The sequence below is a fragment of the Arenibacterium sp. CAU 1754 genome (assembly GCF_054482635.1).
Genome location: NZ_JBTLRG010000001.1, coordinates 1,293,555 through 1,318,244, shown reverse-complemented (window position 1 = coordinate 1,318,244; position 24,690 = coordinate 1,293,555). Strand labels below are relative to the sequence as shown.

The 24,690-nt window shown below is 61.5% G+C and carries 23 protein-coding genes; 12 read left to right on the top strand and 11 right to left on the bottom strand.

Going from position 1 to position 24,690, the window contains the following annotated elements:
• Positions 1-87: 87 nt before the first annotated feature.
• The gene (locus tag ACXYMO_RS06400; RefSeq protein ID WP_458877819.1) at positions 88-285 is read left to right on the top strand and encodes a hypothetical protein; all 198 of its coding nucleotides are present in this window, start codon (positions 88-90) and stop codon (positions 283-285) included.
• Between the two features lie 159 nt (positions 286-444).
• Here ACXYMO_RS06400 and ACXYMO_RS06395 read toward each other — a convergent pair whose 3' ends face one another.
• Both ACXYMO_RS06395 and ACXYMO_RS06390 read right to left on the bottom strand, forming a co-directional pair.
• Positions 445-1,233, bottom strand: a complete 789-nt coding sequence (locus tag ACXYMO_RS06395; protein ID WP_458877818.1) for a Bax inhibitor-1/YccA family protein — start codon at positions 1,231-1,233, stop codon at positions 445-447.
• 174 nt (positions 1,234-1,407) lie between these two features.
• A complete protein-coding gene (locus tag ACXYMO_RS06390; RefSeq protein ID WP_458877817.1) occupies positions 1,408-1,617 on the bottom strand; it encodes a DUF1127 domain-containing protein in 210 nt (69 codons plus the stop codon).
• A 126-nt stretch (positions 1,618-1,743) separates the two neighbouring features.
• On the opposite strand from ACXYMO_RS06390, the gene ACXYMO_RS06385 reads away from it, so the two are divergent.
• On the top strand, positions 1,744-2,622 hold the full coding sequence (locus tag ACXYMO_RS06385) for a LysR family transcriptional regulator (protein ID WP_458877816.1): 879 nt from the start codon (positions 1,744-1,746) through the stop codon (positions 2,620-2,622).
• Here ACXYMO_RS06385 and ACXYMO_RS06380 read toward each other — a convergent pair whose 3' ends face one another.
• Positions 2,623-3,582 carry an NADPH:quinone oxidoreductase family protein gene (locus tag ACXYMO_RS06380; protein WP_458877815.1) on the bottom strand — a complete coding sequence of 320 codons (960 nt, stop codon included), beginning with the start codon at positions 3,580-3,582 and terminating at the stop codon, positions 2,623-2,625.
• 340 nt (positions 3,583-3,922) lie between these two features.
• Between ACXYMO_RS06380 and ACXYMO_RS06375 the strand changes: the two genes are divergently transcribed.
• The 3 genes from ACXYMO_RS06375 (at position 3,923) to ACXYMO_RS06365 (ending at position 6,609) form a co-directional block, all read left to right on the top strand.
• Positions 3,923-4,309 (top strand): helix-turn-helix domain-containing protein, encoded by a 387-nt coding sequence (locus ACXYMO_RS06375; protein ID WP_458877814.1) that lies wholly within the window; start codon positions 3,923-3,925, stop codon positions 4,307-4,309.
• A gap of 48 nt (positions 4,310-4,357) precedes the next feature.
• Positions 4,358-5,158: a histidinol-phosphatase gene (gene hisN, locus ACXYMO_RS06370; RefSeq protein ID WP_458877813.1), complete on the top strand. Its 801-nt coding sequence runs from the start codon at positions 4,358-4,360 to the stop codon at positions 5,156-5,158.
• A gap of 116 nt (positions 5,159-5,274) precedes the next feature.
• Positions 5,275-6,609, top strand: a complete 1,335-nt coding sequence (locus ACXYMO_RS06365; RefSeq protein ID WP_458877902.1) for an 8-oxoguanine deaminase — start codon at positions 5,275-5,277, stop codon at positions 6,607-6,609.
• A 173-nt stretch (positions 6,610-6,782) separates the two neighbouring features.
• Here ACXYMO_RS06365 and guaD read toward each other — a convergent pair whose 3' ends face one another.
• Positions 6,783-8,069, bottom strand: coding sequence for a guanine deaminase (gene guaD, locus ACXYMO_RS06360; protein ID WP_458877812.1), 1,287 nt, complete (start codon positions 8,067-8,069; stop codon positions 6,783-6,785).
• A gap of 135 nt (positions 8,070-8,204) precedes the next feature.
• Between guaD and mgtE the strand changes: the two genes are divergently transcribed.
• The 6 genes from mgtE (at position 8,205) to ACXYMO_RS06330 (ending at position 14,468) form a co-directional block, all read left to right on the top strand.
• Positions 8,205-9,596: a magnesium transporter gene (gene mgtE / locus ACXYMO_RS06355; RefSeq protein WP_458877811.1), complete on the top strand. Its 1,392-nt coding sequence runs from the start codon at positions 8,205-8,207 to the stop codon at positions 9,594-9,596.
• Positions 9,593-10,156 (top strand): 5-formyltetrahydrofolate cyclo-ligase, encoded by a 564-nt coding sequence (locus ACXYMO_RS06350; protein WP_458877810.1) that lies wholly within the window; start codon positions 9,593-9,595, stop codon positions 10,154-10,156. Before mgtE ends, ACXYMO_RS06350 begins: the two co-directional genes overlap by 4 nt.
• Positions 10,157-10,346: 190 nt before the next feature.
• A complete protein-coding gene (locus ACXYMO_RS06345) occupies positions 10,347-10,826 on the top strand; it encodes a fasciclin domain-containing protein (RefSeq protein ID WP_458877809.1) in 480 nt (159 codons plus the stop codon).
• Between the two features lie 85 nt (positions 10,827-10,911).
• Entirely contained in the window at positions 10,912-11,724 is an 813-nt protein-coding gene (locus ACXYMO_RS06340) for a TIGR00282 family metallophosphoesterase (protein ID WP_458877808.1), read from the top strand.
• The gene (locus ACXYMO_RS06335; RefSeq protein ID WP_458877807.1) at positions 11,721-12,650 is read left to right on the top strand and encodes a DMT family transporter; all 930 of its coding nucleotides are present in this window, start codon (positions 11,721-11,723) and stop codon (positions 12,648-12,650) included. The genes ACXYMO_RS06340 and ACXYMO_RS06335 overlap by 4 nt, the downstream gene beginning before the upstream one ends.
• Positions 12,651-12,689: 39 nt before the next feature.
• A complete protein-coding gene (locus ACXYMO_RS06330) occupies positions 12,690-14,468 on the top strand; it encodes an SLC13 family permease (RefSeq protein WP_458877806.1) in 1,779 nt (592 codons plus the stop codon).
• Here ACXYMO_RS06330 and ACXYMO_RS06325 read toward each other — a convergent pair.
• The 6 genes from ACXYMO_RS06325 to ACXYMO_RS06300 all read right to left on the bottom strand — a co-directional run bounded on the left by ACXYMO_RS06325 (position 14,452) and on the right by ACXYMO_RS06300 (position 22,721).
• Entirely contained in the window at positions 14,452-16,581 is a 2,130-nt protein-coding gene (locus tag ACXYMO_RS06325) for a sterol desaturase family protein (RefSeq protein WP_458877805.1), read from the bottom strand. The two genes, ACXYMO_RS06330 and ACXYMO_RS06325, sit on opposite strands and share 17 nt — an antisense overlap.
• Before the next feature lie 117 nt (positions 16,582-16,698).
• Positions 16,699-18,357 (bottom strand): FAD-binding dehydrogenase, encoded by a 1,659-nt coding sequence (locus ACXYMO_RS06320; protein ID WP_458877804.1) that lies wholly within the window; start codon positions 18,355-18,357, stop codon positions 16,699-16,701.
• 73 nt (positions 18,358-18,430) lie between these two features.
• Complete coding sequence (locus ACXYMO_RS06315) at positions 18,431-19,612, bottom strand: S1 family peptidase (RefSeq protein WP_458877803.1); 1,182 nt, start codon at positions 19,610-19,612, stop codon at positions 18,431-18,433.
• A complete protein-coding gene (locus ACXYMO_RS06310) occupies positions 19,600-19,992 on the bottom strand; it encodes a hypothetical protein (RefSeq protein WP_458877802.1) in 393 nt (130 codons plus the stop codon). Before ACXYMO_RS06310 ends, ACXYMO_RS06315 begins: the two co-directional genes overlap by 13 nt.
• Before the next feature lie 211 nt (positions 19,993-20,203).
• On the bottom strand, positions 20,204-20,944 hold the full coding sequence (locus ACXYMO_RS06305; RefSeq protein WP_458877801.1) for a glutamine amidotransferase: 741 nt from the start codon (positions 20,942-20,944) through the stop codon (positions 20,204-20,206).
• 4 nt (positions 20,945-20,948) lie between these two features.
• Positions 20,949-22,721 carry an SLC13 family permease gene (locus ACXYMO_RS06300; RefSeq protein WP_458877800.1) on the bottom strand — a complete coding sequence of 591 codons (1,773 nt, stop codon included), beginning with the start codon at positions 22,719-22,721 and terminating at the stop codon, positions 20,949-20,951.
• Positions 22,722-22,908: 187 nt separating this feature from the next.
• Between ACXYMO_RS06300 and ACXYMO_RS06295 the strand changes: the two genes are divergently transcribed.
• The gene (locus ACXYMO_RS06295; protein WP_458877799.1) at positions 22,909-23,649 is read left to right on the top strand and encodes a YebC/PmpR family DNA-binding transcriptional regulator; all 741 of its coding nucleotides are present in this window, start codon (positions 22,909-22,911) and stop codon (positions 23,647-23,649) included.
• Between the two features lie 508 nt (positions 23,650-24,157).
• Here ACXYMO_RS06295 and ACXYMO_RS06290 read toward each other — a convergent pair.
• Complete coding sequence (locus ACXYMO_RS06290) at positions 24,158-24,685, bottom strand: TRAP transporter small permease (protein WP_458877798.1); 528 nt, start codon at positions 24,683-24,685, stop codon at positions 24,158-24,160.
• Between the last annotated feature and the right edge of the window lie 5 nt (positions 24,686-24,690).

Below are 24,690 nucleotides of genomic sequence, written 5' to 3'. Positions count from 1 at the left end.
GGCCGTGCTGGCTATACGCCGGCCCTTGGCGGGGGAGACCGGATTGACCTAACGTTCCGGTCACAAAAACAAGAAAATGAGCAGACCATGAAAATCAAAGCAATCAGCCTGCTGGCGCTGGGCCTGTGCCTTGCCGCCTGTGAAAAGGAAAAGGGTGTCGGGTTTACCGGTATCGGTCAGGAGTCGACGCAATCGTCCCATTCGGGATATGCGCTGGACTTCAAAGGGCTGGCACCTGCTGCTCCGACGTCGGCAAGCAAGCCGAGCGGCAAGGCCACGCGCTGACCCGGCCAGGGAACCGTCCGGCAAATTCCCGACAGCTTTGCCTGTGCGTGGGGTGACGCCATACGGCGGGGCTGACATCCACTGTTGTGGGGCGTACCAAAACAAAAAAGGGCCGGTCTTGCGACCGGCCCTTGTTCGTTTTGACTGTCTGTGGCGCGATTATTCGCGGTTGCCCAGCAACTGCAGCAAGAACATGAACATGTTGATGAAGTCCAAGTACAGGTTCAGTGCGCCCATGATGGCGGCCTTGCCCAGCCATTCGCTGTCGCCGTGCTGTGCGTGGGACAGGTAGGTGTTCTTGATATTCTGCGTGTCATAGGCGGTGAGGCCTGCAAAGATCAGAACACCCAGGATCGAGATCGCGAAGGTGATCGCAGGCGAGCCCAGAAAGATGTTGATGATCATCGCAACGATCAGGCCGATCACACCCATGATCAGGAAGCTGCCCCAACCCGAGATGTCCTTTTTGGTCGTGTAGCCGTAAAGCGACAGACCGGCGAAGGCGATCGAGGTCACCAGGAAGACTTGGATGATCGACTGCCCGGTATAGACCAGGAAGATCGAACTGATCGAAAGGCCCATCACGGCGGCAAAGGCGTAGAACACCAGCTGCGCACCGGCCGCCGACAGGCGGTTGATGGCGGCGCTGAAGCCGAAGACGAATGCCAGCGGGGCAAACATGATGACCCATTTCAGCGGTGACGAATACAGCGTCATGCCCAGATCGGTCAGGTACTTGTTCGCGCCGATCTGCGCCACGCCCTGGGACGGATCGGTCGTTGCGGCCAGCCCGGCAATGGCCCAGGCGGCGAAAAACGTGATGAGCATGCCCACGGACATAGTGCCGTAGACCTTGTTCATGTGGGCGCGCAGGCCCTCGTCGATTTGCGCCGCGCGGGCACCGACCGTGGCGCGGCCTGCCATGCGGGACGTGTCAAATTCAGCCATTCGTGGTCTCCATACAACACAAAATGATGCCCGCAGGCCCATGCCAGCGGATCTCCCCTACCATATTGGTCAGGAATGGCATTTTTTCAAGCATTTCAGGGCAAAAATGAGGTCCAGATGCATAAAAAAGACCGCGCCCGTTTTGGACGCGGTCAATCTGTGCAGGCCATGGGTTCAGCAGTACCAGTTGGACGGCGCGTCCCAAAAGCCGCGCTGTGCCTCGGCGTTGGCCTGTTCGCGTGTCAGGCCGACGTCGCGCAGGGCGGCATTGTCCAGCGATTTCAACGCCTGGCGCTGACGCCACAGGCCGAAATACTGCGACAGGGTTGGCTTGGAAAACCGGCTGGCGCCACAGGTGGCGCGACGGGGCAGGGCATATGTCATGGTCGTGGTCCTTTCTGTTTCCGTGATGGATAGTTGGAGGTCAATCAATTTCCTTGATGTATATGGGGGAATGTGGTTCATTTGAAAAACGAATGTTTTTGAACTTACCCATCAAGGATTGTGATGATGCGGAATTTGGACATAACCACCCTGCGTTCTTTTGTGGCCGTCGCGGATTCAGGCGGCGTCACCCGGGCGGCCGGATTTCTGCATCTGACCCAGTCTGCGGTGTCGATGCAGCTAAAACGATTGGAGGAACTGCTTGGGCTGCAATTGCTGGACCGGTCGGGGCGCACCATCGCGCTGACCGCCTCGGGCGAGCAGTTGCTGACCTATGCGCGGCGCATGGTGGCGCTGAATGACGAGGTCATCGGCCGCCTGACCGATCAGGCCTTTGAGGGCGAGGTTGTTCTGGGGGTGCCCCATGACATCGTTTATCCGGCAATCCCGCGTGTCCTGCAGCAGTTCAACGCCGCCTTTCCGCGGGTAAAGGTTCAGTTGCAGACGCTGAACACCACCGCTCTCAAGCAGAAATTTGAACGCGGCGAATGCGACGTCATCCTCACGACCGAGGCCGAACGAGTGCCTGGGGCGGAAATCCTGACCAGCAAGGCGCTGCATTGGGTCGGGGCCATTGGCGGGTCTGCCTGGCGGCAACGCCCTCTGGATCTGGCGCAGGGGCGGCATTGTATCTTTCGGCCCTTCGTTCTGAAGTCACTGGAAGAGGCGGATATCGAATGGAACATGTCCGTCGACACGGATTCGGACCGCACGCTTGAGGCGACGGTTTCGGCCGATCTGGGCGTTCAGGCCCTGTTGGAAGGGACCTTGCCGCCGCATCTTGAAGTGATCGAACATGACGGCGCGCTGCCGCCGTTGCCGGTGCACCACATCAACTGCTACGGCGGCGATAAGGGCGGCGAGGTGTTTGAAACCCTGACGAAACTGTTGCGGCAGGCCTTTAACGAAGGTCAGTCCAAGCCGCGTCTGGCGGCGGCAAGCTGATCAGCGGATCCTGATCACCACCTTGCCGGTGGATTTGCGGGTGCGCAAAAGGTCCATCCCCTCGCGCACCTGATCCAGGGGCAGGACATGGCTGACATGGGGGCGCAGTTTGCCCTGTGAATACCAGTTGGTCAGGGTGGCCAGGCTGTTGCGCACCACGTCGGGGCGGAAATTCATGTATCCGCCGATGTAGAAACCGATCACATCCAGGTTCTTGACCATCAGATGATTGGCCGGGATTTGCGGCACCTCGCCGCTGGCAAATCCGATAGCGATCAGCCGGCCTTCGGGGCGGCAGGCGCGGAAGGCGGCCTTGAACGCGGCGCCGCCGACGGCATCATAGACGACATCCGCCCCGCCCAAATCCAGAACCCGTTGGCGCAAATCCTCGGAATCATCGATCAGGTGATCGGCCCCGGCCGCCTGTGCCACGGCCAGTTTGTCGGCCCCGCGGGCATGGGCGATGACCGTCGCGCCCATCAGCTTGCCGATTTCGACCGCCGTCAGCCCGACACCGCCCGCCGCGCCGGTGACCAGCAGCGTTTCGCCCGGTGCCAGCCGCGCCCGGTGCGCCAGGGCCATGTGACTGGTGCCATAGGCGATCTGAAACGCGGCGCCGGTTTCGAAATCCATGTCGTCGGGCAGGGCGATGGCGCGGTTGGCATCGAACACCCCCTGTTCCGCCAGCCCCGCCTGACCTGAAAAAACCGCCACCCTGTCGCCGATTTTGAAGCCTGAAACCGACTCACCCACGGCGTTGATGATTCCGGACACTTCCATCCCAAGCGTAAACGGTAAGGCCGGAATGTCCTGATAGGTTCCATTTTGCATCAAAAGGTCCGCAAAGTTCAGACCGCAGGCATAAATGTCCAACCGGATTTGATCTGCCCCTGGTAGAGGCGCCGGAATATCGTAAAAATCAGCGGGTTGGTCTGCTTTCAGCAGTCGATAGGCGCGCATGGGAACTCCGAAAATGAAGGATTTTCATATTTGATTCAGGGATTTTCTTGACGATGGTCAACGACTAACGCAACGTCAGGTCATCTTTTGGTAGCAGCGTGTGAAACTTGGCTCGAATAATGAAAACAGGCCAATCGACGCACTCAACCGTAGGGATTATAGCTTGCCGGGGGAATCAACCTTCTTGAATTCAACCCAAAAGCACGTAGTATTTGATTGTGGTGCGGCGGGGGTCGCAATGTTGGGAACGATACGAACCATCAAACATGTCGCATTGGGCGGCGGGTGCTGGTCCTTCGTTTTTGGCCCGAAAAGTAGCCAGTAAGTAAAGGAGAGAAGCATGACCCATCCAGTAGACGTGCACGTCGGAAAGCGCGTACGGCATCGTCGATGGCTGATTGGCATGACCCAGCAGCAGCTAGCCGAACAGGTCGGTATCAAGTTCCAGCAAATCCAGAAGTACGAGACCGGGGCCAACCGGATCAGCGCGTCTCGCCTCTGGGATATTGCGGATGCACTGGATGTTCCGGTCGCCTTCTTTTTCGAAGGTCTGGACGAAGAACAAAGCCAGGAGCACGCCGGAGCGGAAAACCCGAAGTCGAACGTTCCTGCCGACCTGATGGGCGACAAGGAAGCATTGGACCTTGTCCGGTCCTACTATGCGATCCCGGAAAACCAGCGTCGCCGCCTGTTTGATCTGGCGCGCGTCCTGAGCGACGTGGCCTGATACAGCCGACATCTTGAAACTTGAGCTTGCGAGTGGCACTTGGGGAGCATGACACCCCAAGTGCTCTCAGATTTCGATGTGGCTCAGACCATGGCTGACGCGGCCCGCGCGGCCATTTTGCCGTATTTCCGCCAGTCCGGGCTTATGTCTGACAACAAGCTGGTCGACGGGTTTGATCCGGTGACCGAGGCCGACCGGGCCGCCGAAACCGCGATGCGCGATATTCTGGCCCTGCACCGCCCCGACGATGGCATCTGGGGCGAAGAATTCGGAAAACACGAAGGTCCCAGCGGACGTCAATGGGTCCTGGACCCGATTGACGGCACGCGCGGGTTTATCTCGGGCACGCCCACCTGGGGCGTTCTGATTGCGCTCAGCGATGAGAACGGGCCATTTCTGGGCATGATCGACCAGCCTTACACGGGCGAACGGTTCGTCGGCGGCGACGGGCGTGCGACCATGTCCGGACCGCATGGCGAGCGGGCGTTGAAGGTGCGCGGCACCTCGCGTCTGGATCAGGCGATCCTGTTCTCCACATTTCCCGAAGTTGGCACCGCCGCGGAGGGCGCGGCCTTTCGCGCCGTGTCGGAACAGGTGCAGCTGACACGCTATGGCATGGATTGTTATGCCTATGCGCTGCTGGCGGCCGGGCAGATCGATCTGGTGATCGAGGCGGGGCTCAACGCCTATGACATTCAGGCGCCGATCGCGGTGATCGAAGCCGCGGGCGGCATTGTCACCAACTGGCGCGGCGACCCGGTGCACCAGGGCGGGCAGGCGGTGGCGGCTGCTACACCGGAGTTGCACGCCGCGGCGCTGGAATTGCTAAAGGACGCGGCAACGAGTTGAGCAGGGCCGAACGCCGGGCTAACATGCTGTGGCGTCAGGCTCTTTCCCCCGTTTTCCGTCTGGCGTTGCATCATCTGCATCCCGAGACGGGTCGGTCCGGCAAAGGATGACCCATGATGCGCGAAACCCTGATCAAAAATGTTGACATGATCCTGACGATGGACGCCGCCCGCCGCGAACTCGGCGGCGCGGATATCCTGATCCGGGGTGGCGTGATCGCAGAAATCGGCCACGGCCTGACCACGGCAGGCGATACGGTGCTGGCCACCGGATGCGTTGTGACACCGGGGCTGGTCAACACGCACCATCACCTGTTTCAGACCCTGACGCGCGCGGTGCCCGGCGGGCAGGATGCGTTGCTGTTTGACTGGTTGAAAACGCTCTACCCGATCTGGGCGCGGTTCGGACCCGAGGAAATGCATGTTTCGGCCCTTGTCGGCTTGGCGGAACTGGCGCTGTCGGGCTGCACGCTCAGTTCGGACCACCTCTATCTCTATCCCAATGGCGCGCGACTGGATGATACCATCGCCGCCGCCTGTGAGATCGGGATGCGGTTTCACCCCACGCGCGGGTCGATGAGCATCGGTGAAAGCAATGGCGGTCTGCCCCCGGATCATCTGGTCGAGGCAGATGGCGCCATTCTTGAGGATTGCATCCGTGTGATCGACACGCACCACGACGCGTCCGAGGGCGCGATGGTGCGCGTGGGCGTTGCCCCTTGTTCCCCGTTCTCCGTCAGCCGCGAGTTGATGCGCGATGCGGCGCTGCTGGCGCGGGACAAGGGCGTGATGCTGCACACCCACTTGGCCGAGAATGATGAGGATATCACCTATAGCGAGGCCCAGTTCGGCTGCCGCCCCGGGCAATATGCCGAGGATCTGGGCTGGACCGGGTCCGACGTGTGGCACGCGCATTGCGTGAAGCTGGACGGCGCGGAAATCGACCTTTTCGCACGCAGCCAGACGGGCGTGGCCCATTGCCCCTGCTCGAACTGTCGGCTCGGCAGCGGTATCGCGCCGTTGCGGGCGATGCGGGACAGGGGCGTGCCGGTGGGTCTGGGCGTCGATGGATCGGCGAGCAACGACAGCGGCAACCTGATCGATGAGGCGCGCCAGGCGATGCTGCTGCAGCGCGTAACGCAAGGGGCCGATGCGATGAGCCCGCGCGAGGCGCTGGAATTGGCAACACGCGGGGGGGCAGATGTGTTGAACCGGCCCGACTGCGGACGGATCGCTGCTGGCAAGCGTGCCGATATCGCCATCTGGGATACCACAGGAATTGAAAGCGCGGGCAGCTGGGACAAGGCCGCGCTGCTGCTGGCCGGCCCGCGCCGCGTGAAACATCTGTTCATCGAAGGCAGACAGGTGGTCGCGGACGGGCAGATCACCACCATCGATCTGCCCCGCGTCATCGAACGACAGGACAAACTCGCCCAACGACTGGCCAAGTAACACCAACCTTTTTTCATCTTGCCAAGAAAACTCTCGCCGGAGGCACTGCGCCCGCGCAGCGGGCGCAAAGATAATGAACATGGCGCGGCATGCGCCGCCTTTCGGGCGGGACATGGCTAAATTGTGCGCTACCGCGCATTTTCGATTCTGAAATCTGACAGGCGACGCTCCGGTCAACGGTCGGGGCGACCGTTGATCCAGACCTGGGCGATGGCACGGTCATCGCCCATCATCAGGGTGGGAAACAGTGCCTCCCACAGGGTGTCCGCGCGCGCCATGCGCTGCGCGATGGCGGGCGTCGACGCAAGGTCCAGAACGACAAGGTCCGCCTCCATCCCCGGGGCGATATTGCCGATGCGATCGCCCATGTGCAGCGCCTGTGCCGAGCCTTGGGTGCCCAGCCAGAGCATTTGCGCCGGGTGCAGGGCGGTGCCGCGCAGCTGGGCAATCTCATAGGCCGCCGCCATGGTGCGCAGCATGGAAAATGAAGATCCGCCCCCGGTATCGGTGGCCAGCCCGATCCGCTGGCCCTGGGCCATAAGCCCGGACATGTCGAACAGGCCCGATCCGATGAACGTGTTTGAGGTCGGGCAGTGGATCAGCGCCGCGCCCACTTCGGCCAGGCGGTCCCGTTCCCGGGGCTCAAGATGGATCGCATGCCCGTAAAGACCCCGCGCGCCCAGCAAGCCGTGGGTTTCATAGGTGTCGAGGTAGTCCCGCGCCTCGGGGTAAAGCCCGCGCACCCATTCGATTTCATCGGTCTGCTCGCTCAGATGGGTCTGCATCAGGCACTCCGGGTATTCGCCCCAAAGAGCGCCAAGCGCATCAAGCTGTTCGGGCGTGGACGTCGGTGAAAACCGCGGCGTGATCGCATAGCTGAGCCGGTCAACCCCGTGCCAGTGTTCGATCAGGGCCTTGCTGTCGTCATAGGCCGATTGCGCCGTGTCGCGCAGCCCCTCTGGCGCATTGCGGTCCATGCAGGTCTTGCCGGCGACAATGCGTTGCCCCCGGCGCTGTGCCTCGGTCATGATCGCCGCGACGCTGGTCGGGTGGATGGTGCAAAAGCTGCAGACCGTCGTGGTGCCGTTTGCGCGGGTCAGGTCCAGGTATCGCGCGGCGATTTCAGCCGCGTAACCGGGATCTTCAAATTGCATTTCCTCGGGGAAGGTGTAGGTGTTCAGCCAGTCGATCAGCCGTTTGCCCCAACTAGCGATGATGGCGGTCTGCGGATAATGCGCATGCGCATCCACGAATCCGGCGGTGATGAGGTGATTGCTGTGATCGACCACAGTTACATCCGGGTGGTCGGCGCGCAGGGCCTGAAACGCCCCGGTTGCCAGAACATGCCCGTCCTTCAGGACAACCGCCTCGTCGATGCGCACGGATTCGGCCGGATCGCAGGAAAACGGAGACTGGACAAAGGACAGAACCTGCCCTTTGAGAAGGATCGGGGCGCTCATTTTGTGGGGTCCTTTCAGGCGCGGGTCATATCGGCACGATAAACGGCGCATTTGCCGGGGTAAATTGCGCTATTGTCATTGTTTTCTACCAGCCGCTTCTTTTAGTTTGCTGACAATCGCGCAGGGGGACGGGACATGAGCACAGGCACCGAAGAGGGCGTCATCGACCAAACCCGCGAGGATGACGCTTATTCGCTGAATCGCAAGGCCGTCGCGGCGATCCTCTATGCGGTCGACATCGAGGACCGTGACAAGCTGATCGAGTTGATGGAGCCGCTGCATGCGGCCGACATTGCCGACCTTCTGGAACAAATCAACGCGTATGACCGCACGCGGCTGATTCGTCTCTATGACCGCGAATTCGACGGGGATATCCTGTCGGAACTGGATGAAAGCATCCGCGAAGAGGTGATCAGCATCCTGACGCCGCAGGTTCTGGCCGAGGCTGTGCGCGAACTGGAAAGCGACGATGTCGTCGATCTGGTCGAGGATCTGGAAGAGCCCCAGCAAGAAGCCATTCTGGACGCGCTGGAAGAATCCGACCGTGTCGCCGTTGAAATGGCGCTGTCCTATCCGGAGAATTCCGCCGGTCGTCTGATGCAGCGCGAAGTGGTCATGGCGCCCGAGCATTGGAACGTTGGTCAGGCCATCGATTATTTGCGCAGCTCGGAAAATCTGCCCGACCAGTTCTATCACGTCGTTCTGGTCGACCCGCGCCTGCATCCGATCGGTAACATCACATTGGGCAAGTTGATGGGCGCGCGGCGCGACGTGCCGCTGGCCGATCTGACAGAAGAAGTGTTTCAGGTGATCCCGGTCGATCAGGACGAAGAGGACGTCGCCTATGCGTTCAACCAGTACCACCTGATTTCGGCGCCAGTGGTCAACGAAGAGGGGCGGCTGGTCGGGCAGATCACCATCGACGATGCCATGGTCGTTCTGGATGAAGGCCACGAAGAGGACATTCTGCGCCTGGCGGGTGTCGGGGAAAGTTCGCTGTCGGACCGGGTGATCGAAACCGTGCGCGGGCGATTCCCGTGGCTGGCGGTGAACCTGGTCACGGCCATTCTGGCGTCACTGGTTATTGCCGAGTTCGATCAGGTCATCGCGCAATTCGTAGCGTTGGCCATCCTGATGCCGATTGTTGCCTCGATGGGGGGGAATGCAGGGACACAATCGCTCACGGTTGCGGTGCGCGCGCTTGCGACGCGCGACCTGACCGGGTCGAACGTGTGGCGGGTGATCCGGCGTGAGGTTCTGGTCGGGCTGGCCAACGGTATCTTCTTTGCCGTCATCATGGGGCTGATCGGATATGTCTGGTTCGGTTCGATCGGCCTTGCCGCGGTGATATCGGCGGCGATGATCATCAACCTTGTGGTGGCCGGGCTGGCGGGCACGGTCATTCCGATCATTCTGGACAAGCTAAACGTCGATCCGGCGCTGGCCTCGGGTGCCTTTGTGACGACGGTAACGGACGTGGTCGGGTTTTTCGCCTTTCTGGGCTTTGCCGCGTTGTACCTGCTGTGAGCGATCTGGACGCCCTGAAACAGGCCGCGCGCAAGGCGGCCTTTGCCCGGCGCAAGGCCGCACATGAAGCCGTGGCCCCCGGCGCGGCGGGGCATCTGAGCGAGGTTCTGGCCGGCTATCGCGGTATGCCGTTGGCCGGGTACATGCCGATCCGCACCGAAATTGACCCGACCCCGGCCATGGCCGAGGCCGCCGCGCATGGGCCCGTGGGCGTGCCGGTGATCCAGGGCGCGGCGCAACCGCTGAAATTCAGCCGGTGGGAGCCCGGGGGGGACATGAAACCCGGCCCCTTTGGCGCGATGATCCCGGTGGTGGATGATTTCTTTGATCCGGAAATCCTGATCGTGCCGCTGGTGGCCTTCGATCTGAATGGCGGGCGTCTGGGCTATGGCGGTGGGTTTTACGACCGCACGCTGGAGCAGTTGCGCGCGCAGCGCCCGACGCTGGCGATCGGATTTGCCTACGAGGCGCAGCGGGACGATGCACTGCCGCTGGAGCCGACGGATCAGCCGCTGGACATGATCGTGACCGAGGCCCGGATCATCTCCCTGCGCGGGTAAACCGGCGCCTCGGCACTCACGACCGGTCACAAAAATGTGTGTGGAAACCTGCTCTCCCCCCGGCTTAGCGGGCCGGGACGGAAATCAACCCCCGCGCATCCAGAAAATCACCTCATCCAACGCCGCATCAAGGCCGTAGCACGTTCAGTCGCCACAGCAGGCGATCCTTATCAAAACGGGAGACCATATTATGCTACGTCGTACTTTTTTCGCCCTGACCGCCGCAACCGCCCTGTCGGGGGCCGCATTTGCCGGGGGGCATTCCAAGGACATCGTCGATACTGCTGTCGAGGCGGGCAGCTTCACAACGCTGGTGGCTGCGGTGCAGGCCGCCGGTCTGGTTGATACCTTGAAGGGCGAGGGACCGTTCACTGTGTTCGCGCCCACGGACGAGGCCTTTGCCGCGCTGCCTGAAGGCACGGTTGAATCGCTGCTGAAACCGGAAAACAAGGACCAGCTGGTGTCGATCCTGACCTATCACGTGGTGCCGGGCAAAGTCATGAGTGGCGATCTGAGCGACAATATGATGGCCACCACGGCCCAAGGCGGTGACGTTACAATCACCACGACCGGTGGCGTCAAGGTGAACGGCGCAAATGTCGTGAGTGCCGATATCGAAGCCGACAACGGCGTGATCCACGTCATCGACGCAGTCATCATGCCCAAGTAACTTATGGAACGCTGGCCCCATCCCGTCGGGGTGGGGCCGTCACGTGACGCTTGCTCTTGCGCGACGCTGAGCATACCACGCGAATATGAGACTTCTTTTTCTGGGTGATGTGATGGGCCGCGCGGGACGCAAGGCCATCAGCGAGAACCTGCCCCGGCTGCGCGCCGAGTGGCGGGCAGATTTTGTTGTGGTCAATGGCGAAAACGCGTCAAACGGCATGGGCCTGACCGGCGACCATGCCAAGGCCCTTCTTGAAGCAGGGGCCGATTGCGTGACGCTAGGCGATCATGCGTTCGATCAGAAAGAGATGTTGCAATTCATCGAAACGGAACCGCGCATCGTCCGCCCGATCAATTTTGCCAAGGTCGCGCCGGGGCGGGGGCATCGGATGTTCACCGCACAGAACGGGCGCAAGGTTCTGGTGGCGCAGGTTCTGGGTCAGGTGTTCATGAAACGCCCCTTTGACGATCCGTTTTCCGCGATCGAACCGGTTTTGAAATCGCACCCGCTGGGGGGGCAGGCGGCGGCGGTGATCGTCGACATGCATTGCGAGGCGACCTCGGAGAAGATGGCGATGGGCCATTATTGCGATGGGCGCGCCAGTCTGGTGGTCGGCACGCATACGCATGTGCCCACAGGGGATGCGCAGGTATTGCCGGCTGGCACCGGGTACCTGACCGATGCGGGGATGTGCGGCGATTACAATTCGGTCATCGGCATGGACAAGGTGGAACCGATGCGCCGGTTTATCACGGGCATGCCCAAGGCGCGGTTCACGCCGGCCTTGGGTGAGGCGACCCTGTCGGGCGTTTTCGTTGAAACCGATGACAAATCGGGTGTGGCCAAATCGGTGCGCATGATCCGCGTTGGCGGTCGTCTGGAACAGGCGGTCCCGTGAGCCGGGGCGAAAAGCTTACCTTTACCGTCCTCTTGCTGTTGCTTGGGGCGGGGTGGGGCGTGACCCAGCCGCTGACGAAAATAGCTGTCAGCACCGGGCATGGTCATTTCGGGCTGATCTTTTGGCAACTGGTGATCGGGGCAGGCGCGATGTGTATCGCATCGCTTGTGCGCGGGTCGGGACTGCCGTGGTCGCGCGGGGCGCTCAGGGTCTATGTGGTGATCGCATTCATCGGAACGCTGATCCCGAATTCCACGTCCTATCAGGCCATTGCGCATCTGCCGTCCGGGGTAATGTCGGTTCTGTTGTCGCTGATCCCGATGATCGCCTTTCCCATGGCGCTGGGCCTTGGGCTTGAACGGTTTTCGATGCGGCGGTTCCTGGGCCTTTTGGCCGGTCTGGGTGGTGTCAGCCTGTTGATTCTGCCCGAGGCGAGCCTGCCGGACGCGGCCATGCTGGCATGGATCCCCGTGGCGCTGGTCGCACCGTTCTTCTATGCGTTCGAGGGGAATTACGTGGCCAGGTGGGGCACCGGCGGGCTGGACCCGATGCAGGTGCTGTTTGGTGCCTCGCTGATTGGCGCGGTCATAGCGCTGCCGCTGGCGGTGGGGTCGGGACAGTTCATTTCACCGTTCCGCACCTATGGGGCGCCGGAATGGTCGCTGATTGCCTCGTCTCTGGTGCATGTGGTGGTCTATGCCAGCTATGTCTGGCTGGTGGGGCGAACCGGTCCGGTCTTTGCGGTGCAGGTCAGCTATCTGGTCACCGGGTTTGGCGTGGTCTGGGCGATGCTGATCCTGAACGAAAGCTATTCACCCTATTTCTGGGCGGCGATGGGCATGGTTTTGCTGGGTGTATTGCTCGTACAACCGCGCCGAAAGGATACTGTTGCTCAAGACCCGGCAATCGGGGAAACTGCGGTTTAGCAAATCGGACCCGCAAAGCCCCGGCAAGAAAAGAAAAATATGCAGTTGCTTAACCTCTCCGACACCGGCAGCGCCGTGTTGTCCCTGCTGATCGTCGCCACAATGTTCGCCCTGTTCCTGCGCGAGGTTTTCCCGACCGAGGTTGTGGCGATTGCCGGTGTGGCCGTGATGCTGGTGACCGGCGTTCTGCCCTATGAGGCGGCCTTGCCGGTGCTGGCCAACCCCGCGCCCTGGACGATTGCGGCCATGTTCATCATCATGGGCGCCCTTGTGCGCACCGGGGCGCTGGATGCCTTTACCAGCGTGGCGCAGCGCAAGGCCAGCGTGAGCCCCCGCTTTGCCGTTGCGATGCTGATGGCCTTTGTCGTTCTGGCCTCGGCCGTGGTGTCCAATACGCCGGTTGTGGTGGTCATGATCCCGGTGTTCATCCAACTGGCCCGCACGCTGGATACGCCGGCCAGCAAAATGCTGATCCCGCTCAGCTATGCCGCGATCATGGGCGGCACGCTGACCCTGATCGGGACCTCGACCAACCTGCTGGTCGATGGTGTGGCCCGCGCCCAGGGGTTGAAGGCCTTTACCATTTTCGAGGTGACGCCACTGGGCGTTGCCGTGGTGGCTTGGGGCATGGTGTATCTGCGGTTCATCGCGCCGCGGCTTTTGCCGAAACGCGACAGCATGGCCAACCTGCTGAGCGACAAGAGCCGGATGAAGTTTTTCACCGAGGCGGTGATCCCCCCCGACAGCGACCTGATCGGGCGCGAGGTGACGGGCGTGCAACTGTTCAAACGCGAAGGTGTGCGGCTGGTCGACGTGATCCGGGGCGATGTCTCGCTGCGGCGCAATCTCAAGGGGGTCGAACTGCAGGTCGGGGACCGTGTGGTGCTGCGCACGCAGATGACCGAACTGCTGGGCCTGCAACGCAACAAGTCGCTGAAACGGGTCGATCAGGTGTCGGCGGTCGAAACCTCGACCGTCGAGGTTCTGATCACGCCGGGGTGCAAGATGGTCGGTCGCGCGCTGGGCGCGCTGCGCCTGCGGCGTCGCTATGGCGTTTATGTGCTGGCCGTGCACCGCCGCAATCAGAACATTGGTCGCCAGCTTGATGAACTTGTCGTGCGGGTGGGCGACACGCTGCTGCTGGAAGGGGCACCTGCCGATATTCAGCGTCTCGCGGCGGATATGGAAATGGTGGATGTGTCCCACCCTTCGGCGCGTGCGTTTCGACGCGGGCACGCCCCCATCGCCATTATCAGCCTTGTGGCCATCGTCGTGTTGGCAGCCTTGGGCGTTGCGCCCATTCTTTTTCTTTCGATCCTGGCCGTTGCCCTGGTTCTGGTGACACGCTGCATCGATGCGGACGAGGCGTTTTCCTTTGTCGACGGTCGATTACTGGCGCTGATCTTTTCGATGCTGGCGATTGGCGCAGCCCTGGAGGAGTCGGGCGCCGTGCGTCTGATCGTTGATGCGGTTGCACCGGCGCTGGGGATGTTGCCGCCCTTCCTTGTGATCTGGGCCGTGTATCTTTTGACCTCGATCCTGACCGAGTTGGTCAGCAACAACGCCGTTGCGGTGGTGGTCACCCCCATCGCCATCGGTCTGGCCGGTGCCATGGGCATCGATCCACGGCCGCTTGTGGTGGCGGTGATGGTTGCTGCCTCGGCCTCGTTCGCGACGCCGATCGGGTATCAGACCAATATGCTGGTCTATGGTCCCGGCGGTTACCGGTTTACCGACTTCATGCGCGTGGGAATTCCGCTGAACCTGAGCGTGGGTCTGCTCGCTTCGGCCCTGATTCCGTTTATCTGGCCCCTGTAGCGGCATCCGCATCGCGCGGACGGGGCGTTGTCATGCTGCCCCAGATGGTACGCACCATCTGGCGGAGCTGTTTCAGCGGGCGTTCGAACAGGGCGGCAAAACCGAAACACATGGCCAGTGTCAGGCCCAGCAGCCACAGGTCATACATCGGCAGCGTTTCGGGCAGCGCCGCATCCAGCAGGTGCAGCGTGGGGTAGTGCATCACATAGAGCGAGAAACTGGCCCCGGCGACCCAGCGAATGGCGCGGGCAAAGCCGCCTTCGGGGCGGGCGACGCGTCTGGCGGCGATCTGGCTAACCCCGACAAGGTGCAAAGCAACGGCAATGGCGATGATGCTGTTCCACAGAACCTCGTCCGAATAGCCCAGCAGCGCGTGGTGATAGATCGGCGCGACGGCGTCGATGGTGATCTGGGTCAGCAGTGCGGGCAGACCCGCCGCCCTGAGCACGACCAGCGCCACGACACTGCCAATGGCGAGCATCCAGGCACGGGTGTCGCTGATCACGGTGCCGGACCGAACAAAGCGCCACACGAACACACCCAGTGCCCAGGCCGGCAGCAAGGCAAGAATGGGCAGGCCAACCAGAACCGCCATCAACGCCAGCAGAACGATGCGCTGCACGCCGGTGAGGAACATGGCGATACCGAACATCAGGTAGAATCCGACCTCGTAACTCAGCGACCACAGCGGCCCGTTGGTCCCCAGCCGCAACCGGTCGGAAAACGCGCCTTGCCATTCGCTGGTAAAGGACAGCCCGCGCCAGAACATCTCGGCCAGGGGCAGGGGCTGATAATAATCCTCGGGATAGGCCTCCATCGTGATGCGGGTGCCGATGGCGTCAAAAATCACTGTCAGGATCAGCGCCGGAATGATCACCGAATAGAGCCGCGTCATGCGGTTAAAGGCGAAGCGGGCAAGCGTTCCGTCGCGCCCGGCGGCATAGGCAATGACCACGCCGGACAGCACAAAGAACAAGATCACCGCATCGCTGGCGATGTTGATGTCACGCAGGAAATAGTAATCGCCACGCGTGAACCGGATATGCGCCATATGGCCGAACAGAACCAGCAGCGCCGCCGCGGCGCGCAGAGCATCGAGCCACAGGGAAAACCCGGGCGTCATCGTGCCGCTTGCCGGGGCAGGGGCGGGCGGTTTTTCCGCCGCTTCGCCGCGCAGGGACACCCAGCTTTCCTTGAACGGTTTGAACAGCGCCGCCCCCAGTGTTTCGTAGGGTTGCGGCTTGGGGTTGCCCTCGGCGTCGGATACGCCGAACCGCAATTCCTCGCGCTGCTGGGGGATATAAAGCGTGCCGAACATCCAGTCCCAAAGCGCGAACATCGACCCATAGTTCTTGTCGTGGTGTTCAACGGCGACCGAATGGTGAATCTGGTGCTGCGCGGGCGAGATGAAAATATGCTCCATCACCCGCCCATAGCTCAGCCAGATGTGGCTGTGGCGCAGGTTCGCCCCCAGCGCGTTGAAGATGAAATAGAGCGCATTTGCGCCGCCGATGGTGACGATGTCGATCTTGCCGATCAGCACGAACAGGACGATGCCCTGAACCATGCCCACGATGGCCGAGATCAGCAGGTTGCGGATCATCGTTTCCACCGGATGGCTGCGCATCACCGTCAGCGGGGTCAGCACATCGGCCGAATGGTGCACCGCATGAAAGGGCCACAGCGCCCTAAGCTCGTGATGCCATCGATGCGCCCAGTATTTGCAGAAATCCGTGGCCATGACGATGATGACCGTCGCGATCAGGCCAAGGGTCCAGGTCCCCGCCATGCTTGAGGGTTCCGATCCGGTCACCCGGCTCAGCAGGGTCAGTGTCGAAAAGGCCGTGGCCGCCGGGAAAAACAGCGCGCCGAACAGGCCCACAAAGGCGAAAAACTTGTTTGCGATGAACAGCTTGATGTCCAAAAGGTTCGAGCGGTGTGTGTACACCTCACGCGGGATCAGCCAGTCGCGCAAAGACTTGGTGCGCCCGCTGAACAGCCACAAGACAACCCCAAGACCGATGGCTGTCACCAGATACAATGCCGACAGGCGCTGACCCGGGTCGAACAGCATGCCGATCAATTCATTGCCAAACGCGCTAACGCTTTCCATGGACCTGCCCTTTCCCCTTTGGGCAAATCTCTATGGTTCCAAATTGGCAACAATGGGGCATGACCTTGCCCAACTTGTGAACGGTTGCAGGGAAAAACCGGCTTTCTGGCCCGGAAATCAGGCGATTTCGCCGGATCGGCCCGCGTTGCGGCCCGAAAAGATGCAGCCGCCCAGAAACGTCCCTTCCAGCGCGTTATAGCCGTGATACCCGCCGCCGCCGAACCCCGCGACCTCACCGGCCGCGAACAGGCCCGGCACAACCTGCCCGTCGGCGCCGATCATCTGCCCCTCAAGGTTCGTGTGCAGACCGCCCAGTGTCTTGCGCGTCAGGATGTTCAGGCGCACGGCGATGAGGGGGCCGTTTTTCGGATCCAGAAACTTGTGCGGCTTGGCGGTGCGGATCAGCCTGTCGCCCCGGTAATTGCGCGCCGCGTGGATCGCCATGATCTGCGCGTCCTTGGAAAACGGGTTGTCCACCTGCGCGTCGCGCGCGGCGATCTGGGCATGCAGTTGCGCGGCATCTATCAGATCATTCCCGGCGATACGGTTCATGCCCTCGACCAGTTCGCCCAGAGACGCCGCAACGACGAAATCCTCGCCCTTTTCCTTGAACGCCTCGACCGGTTTGGGCGCACCGCCCCCCGACAACAGTCGCGCCTTGATCACCTCGGCCCATTTTTGCGAGGTCAGATCGGGGTTCTGTTCCGATCCGGACAGGGCGAATTCCTTTTCGATGACCTTCTGGCTCAGCACGAACCAACTGTATTCATAACCCGTCTTCAATATTTCGCGCAGGGTCGACAGCGTATCGAACCCCGGCAGGCAGGGTACGGCCAATCGGTTGCCCGTCGCGTCGAACCACATGGACGAGGGTCCCGGCAGAATGCGAATGCCATGGGCGGGCCAGATCGGATCCCAGTTCTTCACGCCTTCGGTGTAATGCCACATCCGGTCGCCATTGATCACGTGGCCGCCCGCCGCCTCGCTGATGGCAATCATGCGCCCGTCCACGTGGGCGGGCACGCCGGCCACCATGGTTTTAGGCGGCGGTCCCAACCGGTCCTGCGGCCAGGCCTTGCGCACCAGGTCGAAATTCCCGCCGATCCCGCCCGAGGTGACAAGGACCGATGGCGCCGAAATCTCGAAATCAGCCATGGCGTCGCGGTTGGTCTTTTGCCCGCGCAATGCCCCGTCATCGGCAAGGATCACCCCTGACACCCCCTTGGCCGCGCCGTTTTCCATCACGATGCGATCGACCCGGTGACGGAACTTCAAAGTGATCCGCCCTGTGGCCACATGTTCGCGCACGCGCCGCTCGAAATGCTCCATTACGCCCGGTCCGGTGCCCCATGTGATGTGAAAGCGCGGCACCGAATTGCCATGCCCATCGGCAAAAGACCCGCCGCGTTCGGCCCAGCCCACGATTGGAAACCACCGCAGCCCCATGTCATGCAGCCAGGGGCGCATCTCGGTGGCGGCGAAATCCACATAGGCCTCGGCCCATTTGCGCGGCCAGGCGTCTTCGGCCCGGTCAAACTGCGCCGATCCCATCCAGTCCAGCAACGCAAGGTCATGACTGTCGCGAATGCCCATGCGCCGCTGCTCGGGCGTGTCGACCATGAACAACCCTCCCAGCGACCAAAAGGCCTGCCCGCCCAGAAACCCCTCGGGCTCCTGGTCCAGCAGGATCACCCGCTTGCCCCGGTCTCCCAGTTCCGCCGCCGCCGTCAGACCGGCCAGACCCGCGCCCACGATGATGGCGTCTGCCTGATCCATATTCCGTCCTCCCTTTAGCGAGACTAGGACCGTTGCACCATGCCAAGCAATCGTTGATTGCGGTGACTTGGGGTCAGCCGCCGCACGCGTCGATATAGGTTCGGGTGTCGGTCGGCGTGTCGCCAGGTTTGATGAAGGTGGCCCAGTGAAAATTCAGGGCCTTTTGACCCAACCCGGTGATCTGGATTTTTGCGAAACGACCGTCGGAAGTCTGGACGATGATCACAGAGCCGAGGCCGATCTCGGCGCCGTCGCCTCGGACCGTCAGCGATCCTGTGATCGCGCCTTTTAAACTCGCGAGCTCCGCGCTGACTGCGTCGTAGTCAATCTGGCCAAGGACCCAAAACTTGGCGGGTGACGGGTTCAGGCCGGGTTGCAGGAACATTCCATTCGATAGGACGCTCAGGAAAAGGTCGGAAGCGCTGTAATCGCGTGTGACACGGCCCGCATCCAGATCGACAGGTCGAAAGTGTCCAAGGCAAGCGGTCCCGGACGAGTGGTATTCCTGCTTCCGCGTCTCGTCCTGCGCAAAGACGGCGGCGGGCGGAAAGGATGCGATGCGGTAATATTCGCTCAGTACGTCTTTCTTACGGACCCATTCCACGCCGCGCAAAGGCATGGCCCAGCCGATCCCTACGGTGCCATCGCGCAGACCGCCAAGACCCATCGCCACCAAACGCCCCTTATCGTCGAGAACGGGCGCACCGGAATGCCCCGGTTGCAGGTTACCGTTCAGACGCAATACCTTGGCGTCCAAGGCAGGGCTCTTGCGTTGGTCCAGCGCGATGCGAATTTCATAAGGAACAAAGGCTTCAAGCGAGAAAAGTGCGCGGGATTCCATAGTCACCTGCATTTCCCAGAAGTCCTGCATGCTGGAAGGGAAACCAATCACCGTAAGGTTTGGGTTCTCCGGGAGCCCGCGCGGATGCCATTCCAGCCCGTCTTCCCGACCACGCAAGCTCGCGCCGGAGACGAAAGCGAGATCCCTTTTGAGATCAATAGAATAGTCGTTGAGATCGGAATATTCCTCGTTGCTTCCGGGACGGTCGGCGGTGATGTGATCGCAGCCCGCGACGCCATGCAGGGCGGTCACAAGGCCACCTTCCCAGCCCTTGACGCGAAACCCGGTCTGGACGCGCGTTTCGGGCGGGGTCATGCAGCGTGAGGCTTTGATGCGGTAGACATGTTCCTGCTGCGCCAGCGCGCTCTGAGGCAGGAGCGCCGCGAACAATAGGAGAGCGATCAGGATCCGCATAACGCCTCCACTGCCTTGCGCATGGCGTCGGTGTCATCCGCGAAGGCTTGTTCGATCCGATTTGCCCAAGGCTCCGCCGAGAGGCGCAGGTTGCGGGCCAGTTGGTCTTCTGCCGAGCCGCGCAACCGGATGCATTCTTCGAGAGTCCCGGTGAAGAGGCCGGTGCTGTCTGCGCCCTCGGGCCGTTTGGATCCTGCTTCGGGTCCGCCGACCCGGCCAAGGTAGTCGTTGGCGCGCACGAAATTTCCTGCCGACGCGCCCACCGCGACGCCGACCACCAAGAGCGCGATGGGCCAGAGCGTCAGGTTCCGCAGCTTGTCATGGTCAGTCGTGCTGAGCGCACCGCCCAGCCCGGCGATGAGGCCCAGCAGCGCTGTCACAACACCTCCGACGATAGGGGACAGCGACAGCCCCACGAGCCATCCGATGGCGAGGCCCGTAATCGCGAGCGGTAGTCCGTTCTGCCTAGCCGCATTCTCCGGTTTGGTTTGACCGTCCATGCTCCCCTCCCGTTCGGGCCTCACCTGTATCCAGAGTAGCCTCCCGTTAGGCGGGTGTACCTTGATGTCGGTCAAAATCGAAGGGGCGGTCTTATCCGTATCGCGCGGCGAAGCGGCGCAGGATCTCGGGCGGAACTGTGACATCCGCCGCATGGCAGGCGGCAATCAGCGTGTCGGCCTCTTCGGGCGGAAAATACCCGTGATTGCGATAGATCCGGATCCGCGCCTCGAATTCGGCCGCGTCCGCCTCGGGATGGAACTGCGTGGCGTAAACATTGCGCCCGAACCGAACCATCTGGATCGGGCAGGTGTCGGCGGCAACCAGATGCGTGCATCCGGGTGGCAGGGCTTGCACCGCCTCCTTGTGCCCGACGAATGCCTCGAACCGCGGCTCCAGCCCGGCGGTGAGCGGGTCCTTGGTGCCTTCCTCGGTCAGGGTGCACTGGGTTGCGCCAACCGGTTCGCCATAGCGCGCCTTGCTGACAGTGCCTTGCAGATGCTGGGCGAGGATGCCAAGCCCATAACAACAGCCCATGAACGGGTGATCGCGGGCGGTGATCTGCGGCATCAGCCCCATGATCTGCGCTTCGATCCGGGCTTCGGTCTCGCTCTTGTCTTCGGGGGCGTCGCTGACGCATCCGGGCCCGCCGCCGACGATCACACCGGCATAATCCGTGACATCCAGCGCCTCGGGCAGGTTTTCGCAATCCAGACGGATACGGTGCACGCGCTCGGCACTTAGACCGCCTTTGTCCAGCAGGGCGGCAAATTCACCATCCGCCGCATCCGTTTCGGGGCGCAATTGCAGGATCAGGAAGGGTTTGTCAGTCATATCTTCAGAAAGGCCAGAATATCAGGATGGACGGGATAGACACGGCAACGACCAGAAATTCAAGCGGCAGGCCCATGCGCCAGTAATCGCCAAACTGGTATCCGCCGGGGCCCAGGATCAGCGTATTGTTCTTGTGCCCGATCGGGGTGAGATAGGCAGACGAGGCCGCCACCGCAACCGCCATGAGGAACGGGTCGGGCGACACCCCCAGCGTTTGCGCCATCTGGATACCCACGGGGGCGGCGACGATGGTCGTGGCGGTGTTGTTCAGAACGTCCGACAGGGTCATGGTGACCACCATCAGAACCGTCAGGATGGCCCAGGCCGGCAACCCTTCGGTCATGCCCACAAGCGCCCCGGCGATCAGTTCGGTCCCGCCCGAGGTTTCCAGCGCCGCCCCGAGCGGGATCATCGAGCCCAGTAAAACCACCACGGGCCATTCGATATGATCGTAGATTTCGCTAACCGGCATGATCTTTGTCAGAACATAGGAGATCACCACCAGCCCCAGCGCGATGGGCAGGTAGATCAGGCCGAAACTCGCGGCCGCCACCGCCCCGCCGAACAGGCCAATGGCCAGCCAGACCTTTTCGTTGACCGTCACCGAAAGCCCCCGTTCGGCCAGCGGCAGACAGCCGAGCCATTCGGTCACATCCGCGCCGCGCCCCTTGGGGCAGAGGAGCAGCAGAAGATCGCCGGGCTGGATCTCGGTATTGCGCATCTGCTTGGTGATCCGCTTGCCCTGTCGTGATATCCCCATCAGAACCGCGCTTTGACGCCACGCCAGCCCGATGGCCTGTGCGGTCTTTCCCGCGATCCGTGCGGTTTCGGGCACCACGACTTCGACCACCTCCAACCCTTCGCCCGCTGCGGTCAGACGCCCCTGCCGCTCGGCATCGGAAAAATCGAGGTTCAGCGCGCTGCGGAACTCGTCCAGCGCCTCGGGCGTCGCCTCAAGGACCAGCGCATCGCCTGCGCGCAACAGGGTATGCGTTGCCCGCCCATACCGGCGTTTTTCGTCGCGGATCAGGCCCAGAATGGCAACGTCCGTTTTCTCGGCATCCTCATAGAGTTCGGCCAGACGTTTTCCGATATGATCCGAGTCTTCGGGCACGGTCAGTTCCGCAATATACTGGGCCAGATCGCCCCCGTCGGCACCATCGCCGTCGCGAATGGGGATCAGCCGCCAGCCGATCAGCGCGACAAAAATCAGGCCCGCAATCGCCGTGATGGCACCCACCGGGGCAAAGTCGAACATGCGAAACGGCGCGCCGAGCGATTCCTGGCGAATGGCGGCAATGATGATGTTGGGCGGCGTTCCGATCAGCGTCGCCATGCCGCCAAGGATGGTGGCAAAGCTGAGCGGCATCAGCGACAGGCCCGGGTTTCGCCCGGCCTTGCGTGCGGTCTGGATATCGACCGGCATCAGCAGGGCAAGGGCTGCGACATTGTTCATGAAGGCCGACAGCACCGCACCGATCCCGCCCATCAGCGCGATGTGTCCACCCAGGGCGCGCGAACTGTCCACCAGCGTGCGGGTGATCAGGAACACCGCGCCCGAGCGGACCAGCCCGGCCGACACGACCAGCACAAACGCCACGATCAAGGTGGCCGGATGTCCAAACCCGGAAAACGCATCCTTGGTTGGCACGACGCCCAGAATCACCCCGACCATCAGCGCGGAAAACGCCACCAGATCATAGCGGAACCGACCCCACAGCAGCAGGCCAAAGACCGCGCCGAAAAGCGAAAAAAGAATGATCTGGTCGGTGGTCATGGACTGTCCTGCATTGACTCCTGCCGGGACAGAGTTTCCTACCGGACCGGCAATTGCAACGGGGCATCGTTCCGGATGTCGCCGCTCAGGGGGCAAGCCGCGCACCAGGCGGCCAGAGCGGGCTTGCGGGCCAACCGGAGGCTGCAATATAGAGGCTAAATCAAATTCGCACTTTCGGAGGCACGACATGGCCGGCCATTCAAAATGGGCAAACATCCAACATCGCAAAGGGCGCCAGGATGCGGCGCGTTCAAAACTGTTTTCCAAGCTGAGCAAGGAAATCACCGTTGCGGCCAAGATGGGCGACCCGGACCCGGACAAGAACCCGCGGCTGCGCATGGCCATCAAGGAAGGCAAGAGCCAGTCCTTGCCCAAGGATGTGATCGAACGCGCGATCAAGAAATCGCAGGCCGGCGAGGGCGATGATTACGAAGAAATCCGGTATGAGGGCTATGGCCCGAATGGCGTGGCCGTGATCGTCGAGGCGATGACGGACAATCGCAACCGCACGGCAAGCACCGTGCGCTCGACCTTTTCCAAGAACGGCGGCAACCTTGGTGAAACCGGCAGCGTCGGGTTCATGTTCGACCGCAAGGGCGAGGTCACCTATCCCGCCAGCGTGGGCGATGCTGATACCGTCATGATGGCCGCGATCGAAGCCGGGGCCGAGGACGTCGAAAGCAGCGAAGACGGTCACGTCATCTGGTGCGCCGATACCGATCTGAACGAGGTGTCCAACGCGCTTGAGGCCGAATTGGGCGAAAGCGAAAGCACCAAACTGGTCTGGCGTCCGACCACGACGACGGAAATGGACCTTGACGGCATGCAAACGCTGATGAAGCTGATCGATGCGCTAGAGGATGACGACGACGTTCAGCGTGTCACAACCAATTTCGAAGCCTCGGACGAGGTGATGGAACAGCTATAAGGCTGATCCTCAGTCTGAATTGCGCCGCGCCGGAGAAACCGGGCGCGGCGTTTTTTGTTGGATTTTCTATAAGTGGGGGTGTTGGCTGTGTGTTGTCCGAGCCTTCGCCAGGATCAGTCTGACTGACGTGTTCGGCCCATTCCTGCCGTTGGCCAATGGGTCAAGATGCTGCAACGCGGCCCGTCAGAGTCGCCATTCGCTGCAGGTGCAAGATCTCGAACGAACGGAACTCACCGATATCGGAATTCTTCAAACTTTTGGCGCTTTCGGATCGAGGGCCTCTCCTATGGAAATTTTGCCTGCACCGTCCGCTTGTTGGTGCGGAGCTTGTCTCGAAATCAGGCGCTTCGCAGACAATCAATGCTTCTCGAAAAAGGAGTTCGTTTGACAGGTTGAGGTTCGCCCTTCCGATCGACGGAAAACAGCTCCAAGCGTGAGGCAGCCACTACATCGGGCATCACACAACTTGAACCCCGCGAACGGGCCCAAATGCTAAAACACAAGTGTTTTAGTCTAGCTGAGAGGCAGAATCTTCAGTCACGTCATCGCCTGCCCATCTGGCAAAGAGGTGAAATAGAATGATGATCATGGACAAAGGTACCGCCACAGAAATCCATACCATTGGTATTCCGAGCGTATCTGCCGTCAGGCCTGATTGCCGCGCAAGATATCCTTTCGCAAATCCACCCTTCAAACCAATGAAGCAGAAGTAGATTACAGGTAAGATGAAAGTCAGAACGGCAGCGCTTTGGATCGCTTTTGCGAATATCGCCAGAATGTGAGGCGGTTCCGGAAAGATACTTTGCATCAGCACAGCATCCGACTGAGTTTTGAAGGACAGTGTCGCGCCCAGCAGTCCGGTCCAAACCATGGCATAGCGGGCGACATCTTCGGTCCAGACAGGCGGCGAGGAAAATACATAGCGCGCTATGATCTGCACAACGACGGTCATAAACATCAGACAGACCGCAAAGATAGCGACGCGGCGCATGACCAGATGCAGGCTGTCGCTGGTGCTAATGATGAGGTGGCGCATCGTCT

What these genes read in the sequence shown, in the direction of transcription:
- ACXYMO_RS06295 (WP_458877799.1), top strand. Translation starts at nt 22,909, where the DNA reads ATGGCCGGCCATTCAAAATGGGCAAACATCCAACATCGCAAAGGGCGC.
- ACXYMO_RS06305 (WP_458877801.1), bottom strand. Translation starts at nt 20,944, where the DNA reads ATGACTGACAAACCCTTCCTGATCCTGCAATTGCGCCCCGAAACGGAT.
- ACXYMO_RS06315 (WP_458877803.1), bottom strand. Translation starts at nt 19,612, where the DNA reads ATGCGGATCCTGATCGCTCTCCTATTGTTCGCGGCGCTCCTGCCTCAG.
- ACXYMO_RS06400 (WP_458877819.1), top strand. Translation starts at nt 88, where the DNA reads ATGAAAATCAAAGCAATCAGCCTGCTGGCGCTGGGCCTGTGCCTTGCC.
- ACXYMO_RS06340 (WP_458877808.1), top strand. Translation starts at nt 10,912, where the DNA reads ATGAGACTTCTTTTTCTGGGTGATGTGATGGGCCGCGCGGGACGCAAG.
- ACXYMO_RS06365 (WP_458877902.1), top strand. Translation starts at nt 5,275, where the DNA reads ATGCGCGAAACCCTGATCAAAAATGTTGACATGATCCTGACGATGGAC.
- ACXYMO_RS06395 (WP_458877818.1), bottom strand. Translation starts at nt 1,233, where the DNA reads ATGGCTGAATTTGACACGTCCCGCATGGCAGGCCGCGCCACGGTCGGT.
- ACXYMO_RS06375 (WP_458877814.1), top strand. Translation starts at nt 3,923, where the DNA reads ATGACCCATCCAGTAGACGTGCACGTCGGAAAGCGCGTACGGCATCGT.
- ACXYMO_RS06385 (WP_458877816.1), top strand. Translation starts at nt 1,744, where the DNA reads ATGCGGAATTTGGACATAACCACCCTGCGTTCTTTTGTGGCCGTCGCG.
- ACXYMO_RS06300 (WP_458877800.1), bottom strand. Translation starts at nt 22,721, where the DNA reads ATGACCACCGACCAGATCATTCTTTTTTCGCTTTTCGGCGCGGTCTTT.
- ACXYMO_RS06325 (WP_458877805.1), bottom strand. Translation starts at nt 16,581, where the DNA reads ATGGAAAGCGTTAGCGCGTTTGGCAATGAATTGATCGGCATGCTGTTC.
- ACXYMO_RS06320 (WP_458877804.1), bottom strand. Translation starts at nt 18,357, where the DNA reads ATGGATCAGGCAGACGCCATCATCGTGGGCGCGGGTCTGGCCGGTCTG.
- ACXYMO_RS06390 (WP_458877817.1), bottom strand. Translation starts at nt 1,617, where the DNA reads ATGACATATGCCCTGCCCCGTCGCGCCACCTGTGGCGCCAGCCGGTTT.
- ACXYMO_RS06290 (WP_458877798.1), bottom strand. Translation starts at nt 24,685, where the DNA reads ATGCGCCACCTCATCATTAGCACCAGCGACAGCCTGCATCTGGTCATG.
- hisN (WP_458877813.1), top strand. Translation starts at nt 4,358, where the DNA reads ATGACACCCCAAGTGCTCTCAGATTTCGATGTGGCTCAGACCATGGCT.
- mgtE (WP_458877811.1), top strand. Translation starts at nt 8,205, where the DNA reads ATGAGCACAGGCACCGAAGAGGGCGTCATCGACCAAACCCGCGAGGAT.
- guaD (WP_458877812.1), bottom strand. Translation starts at nt 8,069, where the DNA reads ATGAGCGCCCCGATCCTTCTCAAAGGGCAGGTTCTGTCCTTTGTCCAG.
- ACXYMO_RS06380 (WP_458877815.1), bottom strand. Translation starts at nt 3,582, where the DNA reads ATGCGCGCCTATCGACTGCTGAAAGCAGACCAACCCGCTGATTTTTAC.
- ACXYMO_RS06345 (WP_458877809.1), top strand. Translation starts at nt 10,347, where the DNA reads ATGCTACGTCGTACTTTTTTCGCCCTGACCGCCGCAACCGCCCTGTCG.
- ACXYMO_RS06330 (WP_458877806.1), top strand. Translation starts at nt 12,690, where the DNA reads ATGCAGTTGCTTAACCTCTCCGACACCGGCAGCGCCGTGTTGTCCCTG.